The 16,843-nt window shown below is 64.9% G+C and carries 15 protein-coding genes; 9 read left to right on the top strand and 6 right to left on the bottom strand.

Going from position 1 to position 16,843, the window contains the following annotated elements:
* Window positions 1-14: 14 nt before the first annotated feature.
* The 9 genes from CH290_RS00800 to CH290_RS00760 all read left to right on the top strand — a co-directional run bounded on the left by CH290_RS00800 (window position 15) and on the right by CH290_RS00760 (window position 10,499).
* Window positions 15-422 (top strand): YciI family protein, encoded by a 408-nt coding sequence (locus tag CH290_RS00800; protein ID WP_019663738.1) that lies wholly within the window; start codon window positions 15-17, stop codon window positions 420-422.
* Window positions 423-462: 40 nt separating this feature from the next.
* Window positions 463-1,614 (top strand): RNA polymerase sigma factor, encoded by a 1,152-nt coding sequence (locus tag CH290_RS00795; RefSeq protein ID WP_212555937.1) that lies wholly within the window; start codon window positions 463-465, stop codon window positions 1,612-1,614.
* A gap of 148 nt (window positions 1,615-1,762) precedes the next feature.
* A complete protein-coding gene (locus CH290_RS00790) occupies window positions 1,763-2,101 on the top strand; it encodes an L-rhamnose mutarotase (RefSeq protein WP_019663736.1) in 339 nt (112 codons plus the stop codon).
* A 54-nt stretch (window positions 2,102-2,155) separates the two neighbouring features.
* Window positions 2,156-3,502: an MFS transporter gene (locus tag CH290_RS00785; RefSeq protein ID WP_019663735.1), complete on the top strand. Its 1,347-nt coding sequence runs from the start codon at window positions 2,156-2,158 to the stop codon at window positions 3,500-3,502.
* Window positions 3,499-4,668, top strand: a complete 1,170-nt coding sequence (gene rhaI, locus CH290_RS00780; RefSeq protein WP_019663734.1) for an L-rhamnose isomerase — start codon at window positions 3,499-3,501, stop codon at window positions 4,666-4,668. Before CH290_RS00785 ends, rhaI begins: the two co-directional genes overlap by 4 nt.
* Window positions 4,669-4,671: 3 nt before the next feature.
* The gene (locus CH290_RS00775; protein ID WP_080748713.1) at window positions 4,672-6,732 is read left to right on the top strand and encodes a bifunctional rhamnulose-1-phosphate aldolase/short-chain dehydrogenase; all 2,061 of its coding nucleotides are present in this window, start codon (window positions 4,672-4,674) and stop codon (window positions 6,730-6,732) included.
* Between the two features lie 7 nt (window positions 6,733-6,739).
* Complete coding sequence (locus CH290_RS00770; RefSeq protein ID WP_033189225.1) at window positions 6,740-8,200, top strand: rhamnulokinase; 1,461 nt, start codon at window positions 6,740-6,742, stop codon at window positions 8,198-8,200.
* A 37-nt stretch (window positions 8,201-8,237) separates the two neighbouring features.
* Window positions 8,238-9,473: an alpha-hydroxy acid oxidase gene (locus CH290_RS00765; protein ID WP_033189226.1), complete on the top strand. Its 1,236-nt coding sequence runs from the start codon at window positions 8,238-8,240 to the stop codon at window positions 9,471-9,473.
* A gap of 39 nt (window positions 9,474-9,512) precedes the next feature.
* Window positions 9,513-10,499 carry a LacI family DNA-binding transcriptional regulator gene (locus CH290_RS00760; protein ID WP_033189538.1) on the top strand — a complete coding sequence of 329 codons (987 nt, stop codon included), beginning with the start codon at window positions 9,513-9,515 and terminating at the stop codon, window positions 10,497-10,499.
* Window positions 10,500-10,575: 76 nt separating this feature from the next.
* Here the strand turns inward: CH290_RS00760 and CH290_RS00755 are convergent, their stop codons facing one another.
* The 6 genes from CH290_RS00755 to CH290_RS00730 all read right to left on the bottom strand — a co-directional run bounded on the left by CH290_RS00755 (window position 10,576) and on the right by CH290_RS00730 (window position 16,767).
* Window positions 10,576-11,823, bottom strand: a complete 1,248-nt coding sequence (locus CH290_RS00755; protein WP_052083175.1) for a GTP-binding protein — start codon at window positions 11,821-11,823, stop codon at window positions 10,576-10,578.
* Between the two features lie 77 nt (window positions 11,824-11,900).
* Window positions 11,901-12,539, bottom strand: a complete 639-nt coding sequence (gene nthB, locus CH290_RS00750) for a nitrile hydratase subunit beta (protein WP_033189227.1) — start codon at window positions 12,537-12,539, stop codon at window positions 11,901-11,903.
* Window positions 12,540-12,565: 26 nt separating this feature from the next.
* The gene (gene nthA / locus CH290_RS00745; protein ID WP_033189540.1) at window positions 12,566-13,189 is read right to left on the bottom strand and encodes a nitrile hydratase subunit alpha; all 624 of its coding nucleotides are present in this window, start codon (window positions 13,187-13,189) and stop codon (window positions 12,566-12,568) included.
* 73 nt (window positions 13,190-13,262) lie between these two features.
* Window positions 13,263-14,825 carry an amidase gene (locus tag CH290_RS00740; protein WP_033189228.1) on the bottom strand — a complete coding sequence of 521 codons (1,563 nt, stop codon included), beginning with the start codon at window positions 14,823-14,825 and terminating at the stop codon, window positions 13,263-13,265.
* A 130-nt stretch (window positions 14,826-14,955) separates the two neighbouring features.
* Window positions 14,956-16,341, bottom strand: coding sequence for an ABC transporter substrate-binding protein (locus CH290_RS00735; protein ID WP_033189541.1), 1,386 nt, complete (start codon window positions 16,339-16,341; stop codon window positions 14,956-14,958).
* Window positions 16,342-16,380: 39 nt separating this feature from the next.
* Window positions 16,381-16,767 (bottom strand): ArsR/SmtB family transcription factor, encoded by a 387-nt coding sequence (locus tag CH290_RS00730; protein ID WP_033189229.1) that lies wholly within the window; start codon window positions 16,765-16,767, stop codon window positions 16,381-16,383.
* Window positions 16,768-16,843: the final 76 nt, after the last annotated feature.

Here is a 16,843-nt window from a genome sequence, read left to right as displayed (position 1 = left end):
ACTAGGAGATCATCATGGCCAAGTACCTGTTTCTCAAGCATTACCGCGGCGCTCCCGAGGCAGTCAACGACGTCCCCATGAACGAATGGACACAGGACGAGGTGGAGGCCCACCTGAAGTACATGGACGACTTCGCTGCCAAGCTGCAGCAGACCGGCGAGTTCGTCGACAGTCAGGCGCTGAAGCAGGCCGGTGCGTGGGTCCGGTACGACGGCCAGGGAAAGCCGCCGGTCACCGACGGCCCGTTCGCCGAGTCGAAGGATCTCATCGCCGGATGGATGGTCATCGACGTCGACTCCTACGACCGCGCGCTGGAGCTCGCGGCCGAACTGTCCGCCGCACCCGGTGCAGGCGGTGAGCCGATTCACGAGTGGCTCGAAGTGCGCCCGCTGATGAGCACGCCCACCACCATCGAAGACTGACATGCACCTCGGGTCCGGCACGTCTCCGGATCGGCCCGGGATGGACGACGTCCTGGTCCGGCAGTTGACGCCCGCTGTGATCGGCGTCCTCACTCGTCGCGGACTCGATTTCGCGACAGCCGAGGACGCCGTGCAGGAAGCGTTGATCCAGGCCACGACGTCCTGGCCGACGAGGATGCCGTCGGACCCCAAGGGGTGGCTCGTCACCGTCGCCTGGCGGAAGTTTCTCGACGGGCATCGAGCCGACGAGGCCCGTCGAACACGGGAGCTGCGGACCTGGGCCGAGCCGCCACCGGGGGACACCGAGAACGTCGACGACACCCTGCAGCTGCTCTTCCTGTGCGCGCATCCGTCGTTGACGCCGTCGGCGGCGGTCGCGTTGACGTTGCGCGCGGTCGGTGGCCTGACCACCGAGCAGATCGCCGACGCATACCTCGTCCCGGAGAAGACGATGGGTCAGCGCATCAGCCGCGCGAAGAAAACCGTCGGGCACGTGCGATTCACGGAGAACGGAGATCTGTCGACGGTTCGCCGGGTGCTCTACCTGATCTTCAACGAGGGGTACACCGGCGACGTCGACCTCGCGGCCGAGGCGATCCGACTGACCCGGCAGTTGGCCACGTCGACCTCCGACGAGGAGACGTCGGGACTACTCGCGCTGATGTTGCTGCATCATGCCCGCCGGAGTGCCAGGACACGGCCCGACGGCAGCGTCGTCCCCCTGGCCGAGCAGGACCGATCGCAGTGGGACACCACGCTGATCGCCGAAGGCGTCGACATCCTGCAGGCCGCGTTGGCGCGCGACCGACTGGGCGAGTTCCAAGCGCACGCGGCGATCGCCGCACTGCACGCCGACGCCAGAAGCGTCGACGAGACCGACTGGGTGCAGATCGTGAGCTGGTACGACGAACTTCTCGCCATCACCGCGAGCCCCGTCGTGCAGCTCAATCGGGCGATCGCCGTGGGGGAGGCCGACGGCGCGGCCTCGGGTCTCGCGGCGCTCGGCGCAGTGGATCCGAGCGTGCCCCGCTTCGCCGCTGCTTCGGCGTACCTCCACGAAAAGGCGGGGGACCTGGTCTCGGCCGCGCGGCTGTACGGCGAGGCAGCGCAGGCAGCATCGAACCTCGCCGAGCGGCATCACCTGTCGGTGCAGGCAGCGCGTCTGAGCAAGGTGCTGCGCGAGTCCGAGTGACGAGCCCGGCTCCGGAAGACCAAGGGGTTGACGCGGCGCACTGGAGAGCCCTAATGTGATCCAAGCCATCGATTGAAACGTTTCAATCCCGTCGAATCTGCAACAGTCGATGGTGGCCCCCACACTCTGATCGTCGAGAAGGTCCTCCATGGCATCAGTTCTGTCCGACACGAAGAAGCTGTGCTTCCTGTTGAAACTGCGCCCCGAGCGGGTGCAGGACTACCTGGCCGCGCACGAGACCGTCTGGCCGGAGATGCTCGATGCTCTGCGCGAGACGGGGTGGAAGAACTACTCGCTGTTCCTTCGACCCGAGGACGGTCTCGTCGTCGGCTACGTCGAGTCGGACGACCCCGCGGCGATGACCACGGCCATGAGCGCGACCGACGTCGACGCACGCTGGCAGGCCACCATGGCCCAGTACTTCGAACCCGCGGCCCGCCCCGACGCCCCTCTCGAGTTTCTGCACCACTACTTCCATCTCCCCTGATCACCCTCACACCGACCCCCCTCACACTGACCCCCCTCACTACATGGAGCCCTCATGAAGATCGGCGCCAAGTCCACCACCGGGTGGCGAGCGACCATATCGGTCGCGATGAGCAACTACATCGAAGCCGGATCGATCATCGCCATCGCCACGTCGTTGACGTTGTGGCAGAACGAGTTCGGCATCAGCAACCTCGCCGTCGGGCTGCTGGCCGCGTTCAGCGCCAATGCATTCGGTGCGGCGATCGGCGCCGGCATCGGCGGTCCGCTGTGCGACAGGTTCGGCCGCAAGGCGATCTACACCTACGACCTGATGGTCTACATGGTCGGTGTGCTGATCGCAGCGTTCGCGATGAACTTCGCCATGTTGCTGACCGCGTTCGTGATCACCGGCATCGCCGTCGGAGCAGGTGTACCCGCATCGTGGACGTACATTGCCGAACAGGCGCCGTCGCGTGAGCGGGCACGACACGTCGGAACCGCGCAATTGGCGTGGTCGGTCGGGCCGTTCGTCGGATTCGCACTCGCTGCGTTGCTCGCGCCCCTGGATCTACTCGGCTCTCGCATCATCTTCCTGCACCTCTTCGTCGTGGCCGCGGTGGTGTGGTGGATTCGCCAGGGCTTGCCCGAGTCGGTGATCTGGAAGAACGAAACGGGCGACACCGCAGGGGCGGCTGCACGCGAGAAGACCTTCGGCGCAGCCGGATTGAAGGGCCTGTTCACCAAGAAAGTGAACATCACCGCGCTGCTGGTCCTCATCGGGATCTACGGCTTCTGGAACACCGTCGCGGGACAGGCAGGCATCTTCATGCCGCGTGTGTACGAGAGCGCAGGCGTCGAGAGCGCCGTCGAACAGAACCTCCTGCAGGTTCTGGTGTGGGGCTGCACCGTGCTCGCCACGTACTTCGGCTTCATGAAGTTCGCCGATCGCGTGTCCCAGAAGCTGCTCTACTCCATCGGGGCTCTGCTCGGCATCGCGGCCTGGGCAATCCTGGTGTTCTTCACCGACAACGGACTCCCGACGCTGCTGATCTTCGCCATCACCTGGGGTATCTCCAGCGGAATCGGTGCCCAGGCGTTCTACAGCCTCTGGGCGAGCGAGCTGTTCGCGACGCCGTACCGCGCCAGCGCCCAGGGCTTCATGTTCTTCGTCGTCCGCACCGCCACCGGCCTGCTGAGTTACTTCTTCCCGACCCTGCTCGCCGCCACCGGACTCACCACCGTCGGCCTGCTGCTCATCGGCCTGCTCACCGTCGCCCTCGCGATCGGTGCGATCTTCGCACCGAACACGCGCGGAAAGTCCCTGCCGGAGATCGAGACCGAGCGATACGGTGCGGTCGTGTCCCCTGAACTTCCCGACTCCCGAGACGGAGTCACCCAGACCCGAGAGCCTGCACTGTGACCACACATACCGTCAGTCCCGACGCGATCCTCGACGCCCTCGCCATCGAACTCCCGTCGTGGGCGTTCGGAAACTCCGGAACCCGCTTCAAGGTGTTCGGCACCCCCGGCACACCCCGCACGATCGAGGAGAAGATCGCCGACGCAGCCACCGTGCATCGGCTCACCGGATTGGCTCCCGTTGTCGCGCTTCACATCCCGTGGGACAACGTCGACAGCTTCACGGCATTGAAGTCCTACGCCGCCGATCTCGGTGTTCGTCTGGGAACGGTGAACTCCAATACCTTCCAGGACGACGACTACAAGTTCGGCAGTCTCACGCACACCGACAAGGGCGTGCGGCAGAAGGCGATCGACCACCATCTGCGGTGCCTCGAGGTCATGACCGAGATCGGCTCGCAGGACCTGAAGGTGTGGCTGGCCGACGGCACCAACTACCCGGGTCAGGGCGATATTCGCGGTCGGCAGGACCGTCTCGCGGAATCGCTGGCCGCGATCTACCAGCACGTCGGCGAGGGCCAGCGGTTGGTGCTCGAGTACAAGTTCTTCGAGCCTGCCGTCTACGTGACGGACGTGCCGGACTGGGGCACGTCCTACGCGCACACCGTCGCGCTCGGTGAGCGCGCGGCAGTGTGCCTCGACACCGGGCACCACGCGCCGGGAACGAACATCGAGTTCATCGTCGCGCAGCTTCTGCGCCTCGGCAAACTCGGTTCCTTCGACTTCAATTCACGCTTCTACGCCGACGACGACCTGATCGTCGGCGCGGCGGATCCGTTCCAGCTGTTCAGGATTCTGTTCGAGGTCATCCGCGGCGGAGGGCTCGCACCCGAGTCGGACCTTGCGCTCATGCTGGACCAGTGTCACAACGTCGAGGCGAAGATACCCGGGCAGATTCGCTCGGTCCTCAACGTCCAGGAGATGACGTTGCGTGCGGCTCTCGTGGACACCGAGGCACTCACCACGGCGCAGGAAGCCGGAGACGTACTGGGCGCCAACGGCATCTTCATGGATGCCTTCTACACCGACGTGCGTCCGCGGCTCGCCGAGTGGCGAGAGAGCCGCGGTCTACCGGCCGACCCGATGCGAGCCTTCGCGGAATCGGGTTATCAGCAGCAGATCGAAGCCGACCGCGTCGGCGGCACCCAGACCTCCTGGGGTGCATGAGCAATGACGACACAGCAGGAAGCGAACACGATGAACGAGACTGTCGCAGCGTTGTTGGCACGATCGAACCGTCTCGGGTCCGACCCGAGCAACACCAACTACGCCGGCGGTAACACCTCCGCCAAGGGAACCGACACCGACCCGGTGACCGGTGCCGATGTCGAACTCATGTGGGTGAAGGGATCCGGCGGCGATCTCGGAACGCTGACCGAGTCCGGCCTGGCCGTCCTGCGGCTCGATCGGCTGCGCGCACTGGTCGATGTGTACCCGGGACTGGACCGCGAGGACGAGATGGTCGCGGCGTTCGACTACACCCTGCACGGACGCGGGGGAGCGGCGCCGTCGATCGACACGGCGATGCACGGACTCGTCGACGCAGCACACGTCGACCACCTGCATCCGGACTCCGGCATCGCGATCGCGACCGCCGCGGACGGTCCCGAACTGACCCGAAAGATATTCGGCGACACGGTGGTGTGGGTTCCGTGGCGGCGGCCCGGATTCCAGCTCGGACTCGACATCTCCGCGATCAAAGCCGAGAATCCGCAGGCGATCGGCTGCATTCTCGGCGGACACGGCATCACCGCATGGGGTGAGACGTCCGAGGAGTCGGAGGCGAACTCGCTCGAGATCATCCGCGCTGCCCAGGCCTACCTTGCCGAACACGGCCGAGCAGAACCGTTCGGCGCCGCGCTCGACGGCTACTCGGCCCTGCCGGAGGCCGAGCGACGCGCCAAGGCAGCAGCCCTGGCCCCGTACATCCGAGGGATGGCATCCACCGACGAACCCAAGGTCGGGCACTTCACCGACTCCGACGTGGTCCTGGACTACCTGGCTGCCGCCGAGCATCCGCGTCTGGCCGCGCTCGGCACCAGCTGCCCCGACCACTTCCTGCGGACCAAGGTGAAGCCCCTCGTTCTGGACCTGCCTGCGGACGCATCGATCGAGCAGTCCGTCGAACGCCTGCAGACACTGCACGAGGCGTACCGCAAGGACTACCAGGCCTACTACGAGCGCTTCGCGACCGAGGACTCACCTGCGATGCGCGGCGCCGATCCGGCCATCGTGTTGATCCCCGGCGTCGGCATGTTCAGTTACGGCGCCACCAAGCAGACCGCCCGGGTGGCAGGCGAGTTCTACGTCAACGCGATCAACGTGATGCGGGGCGCCGAATCGGTGTCCACCTACAGCCCCATCGACGAGTCGGAGAAGTTCGACATCGAGTACTGGGCGCTGGAAGAAGCCAAGCTCGCTCGGATGCCGAAACCCAAGCCGCTCGCGACGCGCATCGCCCTGGTCACCGGCGCGGCGTCGGGCATCGGCAAGGCGATCGCCACACGATTGGCCGCGGAGGGCGCGTGCGTCGTCATCGCCGACCTCGACGCGCAGAAAGCATCCGACGTCGCCGCCGAGATCGGCTCGACGGACGTGGCGATCGGAGTTCGGGCCGACGTCACCGACGAAGCTGCGGTGCAGGCAGCCGTCGACGCGACGGTGCTCGCGTTCGGCGGTATCGACCTGGTGGTCAACAACGCAGGCCTCTCGCTGTCGAAGCCTCTGCTGGAGACGACCGTCGCGGACTGGGATCTGCAGCACGACGTGATGGCTCGCGGATCGTTCCTCGTCTCGCGCGCTGCGGCGGCCGCGCTGATCGCCCAGAAGATGGGCGGCGACATCCTGTACATCTCGTCGAAGAACTCGGTGTTCGCCGGACCGAACAACATCGCCTACTCGGCGACGAAAGCCGATCAGGCACATCAGGTTCGGTTGCTCGCCGCCGAACTCGGCGAACACGGTGTCAAGGTCAACGGCATCAACCCCGACGGGGTGGTGCAGGGATCGGGCATATTCGCCGCCGGCTGGGGAGCGTCCCGCGCTGCGGTCTACGGCGTCGACGAGGCCGACCTCGGCAAGTTCTACGCGCAGCGCACGCTGCTCAAGCGAGAGGTGTTGCCGGAGAACATCGCCAATGCCGCGTTCGCACTGTGCACGTCGGACTTCTCGCACACGACCGGACTGCACGTGCCCGTCGACGCGGGTGTCGCCGCCGCCTTCCTGAGATGAGACGGGCATGAGTACAGCTCAGGTCGCGGCCGTCGACCTCGGTGCGACGAGCGGTCGCGTCGTGGTCGGCACCGTCGGCAGCGATACCGCAGGCAGGGACGTGCTGCGTCTCGACGTCGTCACCCGGTTTCCCAACGAACCCTGCCGGCTCTGGAACGGGTCGCGGGCAGCGCTGCACACCGACGTGCCCGGATTGTTCGGGCACGTTCGGCGTGGTCTCGCCGACGCCGCTCGCGACGCGGACAACCTGGTGAGCGTCGGAGTCGACTCGTGGGCCGTCGATTACGGCCTCATGCGCGGAGGTCGCCTGGTCGGGTTGCCGCACCACTACCGGGACGAACGATCCCAGCGGGGCGTCGAGCTCGTGGAATCCGTCGTCGACCGCGCGGAGTTGTTCGCCCGCAACGGTTTGCAGTTCCTCCCGTTCACCACCGTGTACCAGCTTGCGGTGGACCGGGCCGACGGTCTGCTCGAACCAGCGGACCGCGTGCTACTGGTGCCGGATCTCGTGTCGTACTGGCTCACCGGCCGCGAGGTCGCCGAGCGCACCAACGCGTCGACGACGGGCATTTTCGGTACCGACGGCGTGCTCGACGATGTCCTGCTGGATCTCCTGGGAATCGACAGGTCGCTGTTTCCCGATGTCGTCGACCCGGGCGAGGTTCTCGGGCCGATCCTGCCCGGTGTGGTGGACGGTGATCCGTCGGTGTCGGTCACTGCTGTCGGTTCCCACGACACCGCCTCCGCGGTTGCCGCGGTACCGATGGATCCTGATTCGGCGGTCTACATCTCCTGCGGCACCTGGGGTCTCGTCGGCGCCGAGACCTCCTCGCCGGTGGTGAATTCCCGAGTGCGCGACGCGGGGTTCACCAATGAAGCCGGGGTGGACGGCCGTAACCGGTTGTTGCACAACGTGATGGGTCTGTGGCTGCTGTCGGAATCGGTGCGCGAGTGGAGCAGAGCCGACGGCGCGGCGGTGGACCTGCCGGAGATGTTGGCGGCAGCGGCACACTGCCCGGCTCCCACGCATGTCTTCGACGCCGAAGATCCGATGTTCCTTCCTCGTGGCGACATGCCGTCACGAATCGCGGCCTGGTACTCCGATCGTGGCCTTGCGGTTCCGTCGTCGCGGGTGGAGATGGTTCGGGCGATCGTCGAATCCCTGGCCGTCGCTTTCAGCGCCGCGGTGTACGACGCCGCGGACCTCGCCGGCATCGATGTGAGGCGGATCCACGTCGTCGGCGGCGGAGCACAGAATTCGTTGCTGTGCCGGATTCTCGCCGACAGGTCCGGACTCGACGTGCTTGCCGGGCCCGTCGAAGCGACCGCGTTGGGTAACGTGCTGGTACAGGCACGGACCCACGGGTTGATCTCCGGAGATCTGACACGGCTGCGGCACACGGTCGCAACCACCTTCCCTCCCGTTCGTCACGAACCTGCGTCCTCCCGCCGGGCGGCATCCCTTTGAACCACAGCGCTATGACAAACACGACAAAGGATTGACCATGGTCAAGAGGCAAATCCCCAAGGTGCGCGATCTCGCGCCCCTGATGCAGTTCAAGAAGCCGGAGTTGAACGGCAAGAAGCGCAGGCTCGACGCCGCCCTGACCATCGAGGATCTTCGCCGGATCGCCAAGCGTCGAACCCCGACGGCGGCGTTCGACTACACCGACGGCTCGGCGGAGGCCGAACTGTCGATCAGCCGGGCGCGTCAGGCGTTCCAGGACATCGAGTTCTCGCCGTCCATCCTGCGCGACGTGTCCAAGGTGTCGACGGGATGGGACGTGCTCGGCGCACCGGTGGCGCAGCCCTTCGGTATCGCCCCGACGGGCTTCACCCGCATGATGCAGACCGAGGGGGAGATCGCCGGTGCGCATGCGGCAGCTCGCGCGGGCATCCCGTTCTCGTTGTCCACGATGGGAACGACCTCGATCGAGGACGTCCGCGACGCCAACCCGCACGGTCGCAACTGGTTTCAGCTGTACATGTGGAAGGACCGCGAGCGGTCGATGAGCCTCGTCGACCGTGCCGCGAAGGCGGGGTACGACACCCTTCTGGTCACCGTCGACGTTCCTGTGGCGGGAGCGAGGCTGCGAGACAAGCGCAACGGCATGACGATTCCGCCTGCACTGACACCGGGAACCGTGTTGAACGCGCTGCCGCGTCCACAGTGGTGGATCGACTTCCTCACCACCGAACCGCTGTCGTTCGCGTCGATCGACCGTTGGTCCGGCACCGTGGCGGAACTGCTCGACACGATGTTCGACCCGACGGTCACCTTCGAGGACCTGGCGTGGATCAAGGAGCAGTGGCCGGGCAAGCTCGTCGTCAAGGGAATCCAGACGCTCGACGACGCCAAGGCCGTCACCGCACTGGGCGTCGACGGTCTCGTTCTGTCCAACCACGGCGGACGACAACTCGACCGTGCTCCGATTCCGTTCCACCTTCTGCCCGAGGTGGCCCGCGAGGTCGGCAAGGACACCGAGGTCATGATCGACACCGGCATCATGTCCGGCGCCGACATCGTGGCGTCGATCGCCCTCGGAGCCCGATTCACGCTCGTCGGCCGCGCCTACCTGTACGGGCTCATGGCGGGCGGCGAAGCCGGGGTCAACCGTGCCGTGGACATTCTGTCCGAGCAGGTCGAACGCACCATGCGTCTCTTGGGTGTCACCGCGTTGGAGGAACTGGGCCCTGGCCACGTCACTCAGCTCGAGCGGTTGGTCCCGCGCCCACGGTGACCGTGGTCGGCTGGTAAGACTGCAGTCGTGGCGAAGAGCATGAAGCAGGTTGCTGCGGCGGCGGGTGTGTCCGTCGGCACGGTGTCCAACGTGCTCAATGCACCCGACAAGGTTGCGCCCGCGACGGTGAAACGTGTCATGTCCGCGATCGACCGACTCGGATTCGTCCGCAACGACGCTGCCCGGCAGCTGCGTGCCGGCCGGTCTCGATGCGTCGGGCTGGTGGTGCTCGACATCGGCAACCCGTTCTTCACCGAGATCGCACGAGGCGTCGAGTCCAGTGCCACCGACCGAGGGCTCACCGTTCTCCTGGGGTCCACGGACGACGATCCGGAACGTGAGCGTCTCTACCTGGACACGTTCGACGAGCAACGTGTCCACGGCCTGCTGGTGTCTCCGGTCGGGGAGGATCTCGAGCGACTCGAACTCCTCCAGTCCCGAGGCACCCCGGTGGTACTGGTCGACCGCGACGGAACGGGTACGTCGTTCTCGTCCGTCGCGGTGGACGACATCGCCGGAGGCGAACTCGCCGTCCGTCATCTGTGTGAGCAGGGCCGGCGCAGAATCGCCTACGTCGGTGGGCCCACCTCGCTGAGACAGGTCGCGGATCGACTGCGAGGCGCGCGCATGGCCGCGGAGGCGGCGGGCGCCGTCATCGAGGTCGTGCCGACCCGCGAGCCCAGTGTCCTGGCAGGCCGAGCGGCTGCGGCCTCGATCGCCGAGCGCGCCCCGAAAGACCGACCGGATGCCATATTCTGCGCCAACGACCTGCTCGCACTGGGAGTTCTGCAGAGCCTGGTGATGCTGGGCAACTCGGTCGTCCCCGACGACATCGCCGTGATCGGCTACGACGACATCGATTTCGCAGCGTCGGCCGTCGTGTCGCTGTCCTCGATCAGGCAGCCCAGCCGCGACATCGGCAGGGCAGCGGTGGATCTGCTGGAGGAATCGGCCCAGGACCACCGCGCCGAACCACGCCACGTGCAGTTCCAGCCGACCCTCACCATCCGCGATTCGACGAGCTGAGGAAACTGCGCTGAGGAAACTGCACTGAGGAAACTGCACTGAGGAAACCGCCCTGACTGCAGTCGGTCCTACCCGCCTACGTACCGACGGCCGGAGAGGTGGAGCGGCCGGTCTGAGCTACGGCACTGGCGACGTGTTTCCCGAACCCTTCTCCGAGCGGGTCGGCCCAGGTGATCCACACGTCGGGACCGAGCTCGATCTCGGCGTCGGTGAGCAGGCATGCGTCGAGTTCCTTGCGCAGAAGTGCGGCGTCGATGTCCTGGCCGATGAACACCAACTCCTGACGGCAGTCTCCGACGGGTTCTTCCCACTTCTGAAGAATTCCGGAACGCCGGTAGTCGTCGATCGGCCAGTGTTCGTCGGGAAGAAATTTCCACCAACGACCGATGTATCCGTGCTTGATCAGATGACCGGCCTGCGAGACACTGCCGATCTCGGTGAATCGTGCGGCATTCCAGTAGTAGCCCTTGGCCCGTAGGAGGTTTCCGTTCGTCCATTTACCCGTCAGGAACGCCTGCAGACGCTCCGGGTGAAACGGGGCGCGTTCGCGGTAGACCACCGAGCCGATTCCGTATTCCTCGGTTTCCGGTGTGTGTTCACCGGCAAGCTCCTTCAACCATCCAGGCGCCTGCGCTGCCTTCTCGAGTGAGAAGAGCCCGGTGTCGAGAATTGTGTCGAGTGGGATACGTCCGTTCGACATCGGCACGATCCACGCGGTTGCGTTGAGAGAACGCAGAATCGCAGTCAGCTCGATCAGACGATCCTCGGTGACGAGGTCGGCTTTGCTGATGAGGACGACGTCGGCGAACTCGACTTGATCCACCAGCAGATCGGAGACGTCGCGCTGGTCCTCGGGGGCATCGGCGTCGACCTGTCCACCCGACCGATAATCCCCGATGAAGCTGTGCCCGTCGACCACCGTGACCATCGTGTCCAGTCGAGCGACGTCCGAGAGGGCATGTCCGTCGGCATCGATGAACGTGAATGTCTCTGCAACGGGCAGTGGTTCGGAAATTCCGGACGACTCGATCAACAAGTAATCGAAGCGACCTGCGGCGGCGAGTGTACCGATTTCAGAAAGAAGATCCTCGCGTAAGGTGCAGCAAATACAGCCGTTGGTCATCTCGACCAGCTTCTCGTCGGATCTACTCAGCGAAATCTCGCGTTCCACTTCGGCACTGTCGATGTTGATCTCGCTCATGTCGTTGACTATCACTGCTACCCGACGGCCGTCACGGTTGCGCAGTACTTCGTTGAGAAGGGTGGTTTTTCCGGCTCCGAGAAATCCAGACAACACGGTGACGGGGAGTCGAGTGTCGCTCATGAACGGTGAATCCTTTCGTGTGTGCGGTGACGCGTGCGGACGGCCGTCGGCAGGACCGGCCGCCCGCACGTGCGGTCTCACGCTGCAGGTTCGAGGTATCCCTGGAAGAGGTCGACCACGACGCTGCCGCCGTCGGTGTCCTGGCCGAACAGTTCTTCGGCCTCGAACTTGACGTGATACGTGGGTTCAGCGCCTGCATCGTCCCGCCCGTGGCCTATGGAATCCGGAAACGGCCACTTCTCCGTCGTGCGATGTGAGATGGTCCCGACGCGTCCGCGGCAGTACGCGGGCATACGAATGTGTCCTGGGACGTACTCGTCTCTCACGCGTACTCGCTGACCGACCTCGAACGTCGCCGAGTTCTCACGAACGCTCCGTCCCTCGGACTCGGAAGGGCGCGACAGTGGGAAGGGCCCGCCTGCGAACGATTCGAGTTCGTCCTGAGTCAGAATTCCTTTCTCCACCATCAAGGTGGCCACGCCGATGACGTAGCGCTCGTAGTACGGCGTCGTCATGTAGTGCCGTGGCTCCATGCGTTCGACGACGTATCGAACTTCGTCGACGCTGAACGCTCCCAGTTCGGCCACGCCGGCGAACATCAGGCTGTACGGAAGATGTTCCCAGTCGCCGTGGAACGTCGGTCCGATGTCGGCGTCCGCAGTGTGCGGAACCCGGCCGAATCCCTGAACTCCGGCAAGATCGTGTACTCCATCCATGGTCTGCTTCTTTCTGGTGTCGTGATTCAGTCGGTCGGAAGGTGGGGGAGCGCGACTCCGATGAGGCAGTCCTTGGTCACGATCTCTCGAAGCTGTTCCTGGCTCCAGCCCTCGGTGCCCGCGGGGCGTTGCGGAAGTACCATGTAGCGCGTCTCCGCGGTGGTGTCGTACACGCGGATTTCGACATCGTCCGGGAGGTCGGTGCCCATCTCGGACAGAACTTTTCGTGGTTCACGCACCACCCGGGCGCGATACTCGAATCCCTTGTACCACGTGGGAGGAAGACCGAGAATCGGCCATGCGGTGCACGAGCACAGCGAGCACACGATGACGTTCTTGAGTGTGTCTGTGTCCTCGACGGCGACGATGTACTCACCCTGCGGTCCCAGGTAGCCGTACTGCGCTACTGCGGCTGTCCCGTCGGTCAGCAGTAGGTCACGGAATTCTGGGTCGGTCCAGGCACGGGCGACGAGCTCGGCACCGCGGCGTGGGCTGAAGTCCTCCTCGAAGGTCTTCTTCCACCCCTCGACGTACCCGTCCGGTACGAGGCCCTTCCCGTCGAGTGCTCGGTAGAGTGCCCATGCCCGGTCCGAGACCGGCGCTTGGTCGGGGGCCGCGTTCTCGGCCTTGTGGTCGATCGTCACTGACATGTGTTTCACCTTTTCTGTGGGGGCTGAAAACTGTTGGGCGAAGGGGTGCGGGCCGTCCGCTTCCGGACGAGGGTCAGGCGGGGCTGAGGTGCGAGGCCGAATGCGCAGACCCGGCCGGAGAGGGAAACGACCCGCGTATCTGTTCGAACGCATGCCCGACGCGCAGCACGAGTGCATCGTCGAATCGCTTGCCGACGATCATCATTCCGACGGGCAGGCCGTCGACGAGCCCGGTGGGAACCGACAACGCTGGATGGCCGCTGACGTCGAACGGGGCTGTGTTCGCGATCATGCCCAGCGCCTTGGTGATGTAGGTGGGGCGGTCGACGTCGTCCGGAGGCAATTCCGACGCAACGTAGGGAACGGTGGGCATGATGAGGACGTCGTACGTAGCGAGGGCCGTGTCGTAGGCCGCTCGGACGTGTGGGACGAGGTTCCTGGCTTTGGCGTACGCGGTCCCGGCGAGGGCCGTGATGCCGTGGTGTCCGGTCAGTGCAACCAGTTTCACCGTCTCGGACAGTTCGTCGGCGAACTCGATTCTACGAGAAGCGAAGTGAGCCATGAGCTCGGGATCGTAGAGCCCTTCGGCGCCCATTCCGTATCCGTTGCCGTCGAGCATCTGGTAGGCGCCCCCGTCTGTGGCGATGACATTCCAGACATGGAACGCGTGACGGTGCCAGGGGATGCCGACATTCTCGACGATGCATCCTGCCTCGGACAGCATCAGCGCGGCCGAGCGGACCTCGGCGTCCACCCCGGGCTGTGACGCATCATGACCGAATCCCTCGTCGACGACACCGACTCTCATTCCGGCGACGGACTCGCCGAGGGCAGCGAGAAAGTCGGGTGTCTCGACGTTCGCGTGCTGCCGGGGGTCGTTGCCGTCGTACCCTGCTATGGCAGAAAGCATTCGGGCTGCGTCGGCCACGGATCGAGTGATGGGTCCGAGGTGATCGATGGTGCGTTCGATCGGAAAGGCGCCCGTGTACGGCACCAGTCCGAACGTCGGCTTGTGGCCGACGACTCCGCAGAAGGCCGCCGGTATGCGTATGGAGCCGCCTTGGTCCCCGCCGACGGCGATGTCGACGTCACCGTTCGCGACGAGAGCTGCGCTGCCACCGGATGATCCGCCTGCCTCGCGATCTCTGTTCCACGGGTTGCGCACGGGTCCGCTAGCCGGGGTGAAGCTGGAACCGGAGAAACACAGGTCCTCGCAGACCGATTTACCCGCGATCGTCGCCCCTGCGGCGAGCAATCGCGTCACGACCGTCGCGTCCCGCGAGGGTACGAAGCCTTCCACGGTCCGAGAACCGTTGGCCATCGGAACGCCGGCGAGGCTCACGTTGTCCTTGATCGCGACGCGCACACCGGACAATGGCCCGTCCGATGTCGGGGTCGTCTCGGTGGTGACGTACCAAGCGCCAAGGGAATTGGCGCATTCCGACGGTGCGGAGTACTCACGAACGACGGGAGACGGCGCCGCTTCGTCTGCATAGAGTTCGTCCACGATGTCGTAGGACCCGAGTGCGCCGTCGACCAGTCCTACCCATTCGCCACGGGCCGCGGGGGTGAGATCGAGGCCGTAATGCTCTGCTGCACTGGAGATTGCGGACTCGTCCGGACGTGATACTGCCATGTGGGATTCACTCCTGATGTGATGGGCTTCACTTGCGTTCAGCGTAAGCGTGATCGTAAAAAGCGTCAATGGGTGTCGACATATCGACTTGTAAAGCTTGCGTTACGCGGTGGGGGTCGACGGTCGTGCGTCAGCGGGTGTGCAGAGTGCCGCGCCGCGATTCGGCCAGAAGGATCGGCCGACGGATGAAACGTGTGAAGCGAGAAGGTGTATCGAGGAGCGAAGAACGGATCGACGCACGATCGCCCACCGTTATGCCTGTCGCCGCGTGGGCGTACGCCAGGATTGCTTGGTATGTGGTCTTCGACAGCGAACTGAGTGGCGGGAGCAGCGGTCCGCTGTACCGGGCGAGTAGTTCGGAATCGTCCGCTGCGGACTGAAAATAGGAGAATGCTGCCCACACTCCCTCGGCATCGGAATGTCCGATGAGCTGCTGGGTCGCCTCGTCCAGAACCAGAGCAAACGTCCTTGTACTGGAGCGCAACCCGCTCTCTGCGCACTGCCGCTCGAAGAAGACCTCGTCGTGCCCGACGAGGGAAGACAGAATCAGTTCACTACCCGTGTTCACGATCGCCCCGATGGTGTCCGAGAAATCGGTGGTTCCCAACGGTGTGTAGCTCTCGCCGACGACGGAACCACCTGCGTCGGCAACTGCTTGGCGGGCCGCACGATGCGCCCCGTAGGACCACGAATATCGGTGCCCGACGAAAAACCATCGTGTACAACCGGAGTCCGCCATCAACGCGGGAACTCCGGCGCGGACTTGATCCAGTGGACGCTCGCCCAACCGTACGAGGCCCGCGCTGGGTGGACCTCCCTCGTTGAGAACCGTGTGCACCAACAGGACATCGGTATCGTTCAATACTGCTGCAGCGGCATTGAACGTCGCGGAGGTGACGCACGCGAACACCGCCCGACAGCCGTTGCGCATCAGTCGAATCGCGGCAGCGGCGCCCGTCGCGGAATCGGATGCGTCGTCCTCGGTCATGAGTTCGACGTCGACGCCGTCGATTCCGCCGTCAGCGTTGATCTCCTCCACCGCGAGCGCTGCCAAGGCCTCCGTCGCCTGTGCGAACACGGCGGCCGACCCCGACTTACTCACGAGAAGCCCGATGCGGTGACGGTCCGTGCGAGGCGGCTCCAGTGGGGCGAATCCGCGCTTGTTCGCGAGCCACGAGATACCGTCGTCACCCAGACTCGATTCCACGACGATTCTGGTTCCTGTGCCGTCCGGGAAGAACCGAACCTTCAATCGTCCTCGCCATGGTTGATGGTGGACTATCGAGACCGATCGTCCACGCTTCACCCCGGCGACGTGGCCCAGCAGCGTGATGGGCATGCTCCCCACATCTGCGGCGGCGGCCGGATCGCCGATGGGCAACGACAGTGCAACGGCGGCACCGACTGTCAGCCGTACACACTCGAAATCGAGCAGACGCCCCCGCTCGAATTCGTCGAAGGCAAGGCTCGGCGGGTCGGCGGAGGCGACATGGGCCGTCACGGTAAAACCAGCCACGATGTCCACCTACCTAATTGGTCGTGGTGCGAACGTCACCTACGCTCGGCGACGAGTGGGTACGTCCGTCGAGTCGTCGTCCGCGTCCTCGGAGGAACTGTCGGATGAATCGGTGTGCGTCGACGCCACGCCCGCCTCGAGAGCGCGACCCAACACGTCGCGAAGAAACTGAAGTGCATCGTTGGCCGGACCTGCTGGGTCGATGGCGAAGAGTCGGTGCCTGCCCTGTTTGCGTTCGACGATCACGCCGGAGAGACGAAGAGCCTTCAAATGAGTCGAGACGGTCGTTCGGCCCACCGAGGAAATCTGATCGCTGATGAACCCTGCGCTGCATTCACCGTGAGATGCCAACGTATCCAGAATCTGCCGTCGGACCTGGTCGGCCAGTGCGGCGAACGCCAATTCTTCGTTCCGCTGAGTAGTCACCTCTGCTGGACCACGCTTCCTGACTCGAATATGTCGACGCTGATCAACATATCCAATCGCGGCGAGGAAGGGAAGC

The sequence above is a fragment of the Rhodococcus sp. 06-156-4 genome (assembly GCF_002259345.1).
In the GTDB taxonomy this organism is placed as follows: Bacteria; Actinomycetota; Actinomycetes; order Mycobacteriales; family Mycobacteriaceae; genus Rhodococcoides; species Rhodococcoides fascians_E.
The sequence above is the reverse complement of the archived record's forward strand: the minus strand, read 5'-3'. Positions and strand labels throughout refer to the sequence as shown.

What these genes read in the sequence shown, in the direction of transcription:
- CH290_RS00800 (WP_019663738.1), top strand. Translation starts at nt 15, where the DNA reads ATGGCCAAGTACCTGTTTCTCAAGCATTACCGCGGCGCTCCCGAGGCA.
- CH290_RS00795 (WP_212555937.1), top strand. Translation starts at nt 463, where the DNA reads ATGGACGACGTCCTGGTCCGGCAGTTGACGCCCGCTGTGATCGGCGTC.
- CH290_RS00790 (WP_019663736.1), top strand. Translation starts at nt 1,763, where the DNA reads ATGGCATCAGTTCTGTCCGACACGAAGAAGCTGTGCTTCCTGTTGAAA.
- CH290_RS00785 (WP_019663735.1), top strand. Translation starts at nt 2,156, where the DNA reads ATGAAGATCGGCGCCAAGTCCACCACCGGGTGGCGAGCGACCATATCG.
- CH290_RS00775 (WP_080748713.1), top strand. Translation starts at nt 4,672, where the DNA reads ATGACGACACAGCAGGAAGCGAACACGATGAACGAGACTGTCGCAGCG.
- CH290_RS00770 (WP_033189225.1), top strand. Translation starts at nt 6,740, where the DNA reads ATGAGTACAGCTCAGGTCGCGGCCGTCGACCTCGGTGCGACGAGCGGT.
- CH290_RS00765 (WP_033189226.1), top strand. Translation starts at nt 8,238, where the DNA reads ATGGTCAAGAGGCAAATCCCCAAGGTGCGCGATCTCGCGCCCCTGATG.
- CH290_RS00760 (WP_033189538.1), top strand. Translation starts at nt 9,513, where the DNA reads ATGAAGCAGGTTGCTGCGGCGGCGGGTGTGTCCGTCGGCACGGTGTCC.
- CH290_RS00755 (WP_052083175.1), bottom strand. Translation starts at nt 11,823, where the DNA reads ATGAGCGACACTCGACTCCCCGTCACCGTGTTGTCTGGATTTCTCGGA.
- nthB (WP_033189227.1), bottom strand. Translation starts at nt 12,539, where the DNA reads ATGGATGGAGTACACGATCTTGCCGGAGTTCAGGGATTCGGCCGGGTT.
- nthA (WP_033189540.1), bottom strand. Translation starts at nt 13,189, where the DNA reads ATGTCAGTGACGATCGACCACAAGGCCGAGAACGCGGCCCCCGACCAA.
- CH290_RS00740 (WP_033189228.1), bottom strand. Translation starts at nt 14,825, where the DNA reads ATGGCAGTATCACGTCCGGACGAGTCCGCAATCTCCAGTGCAGCAGAG.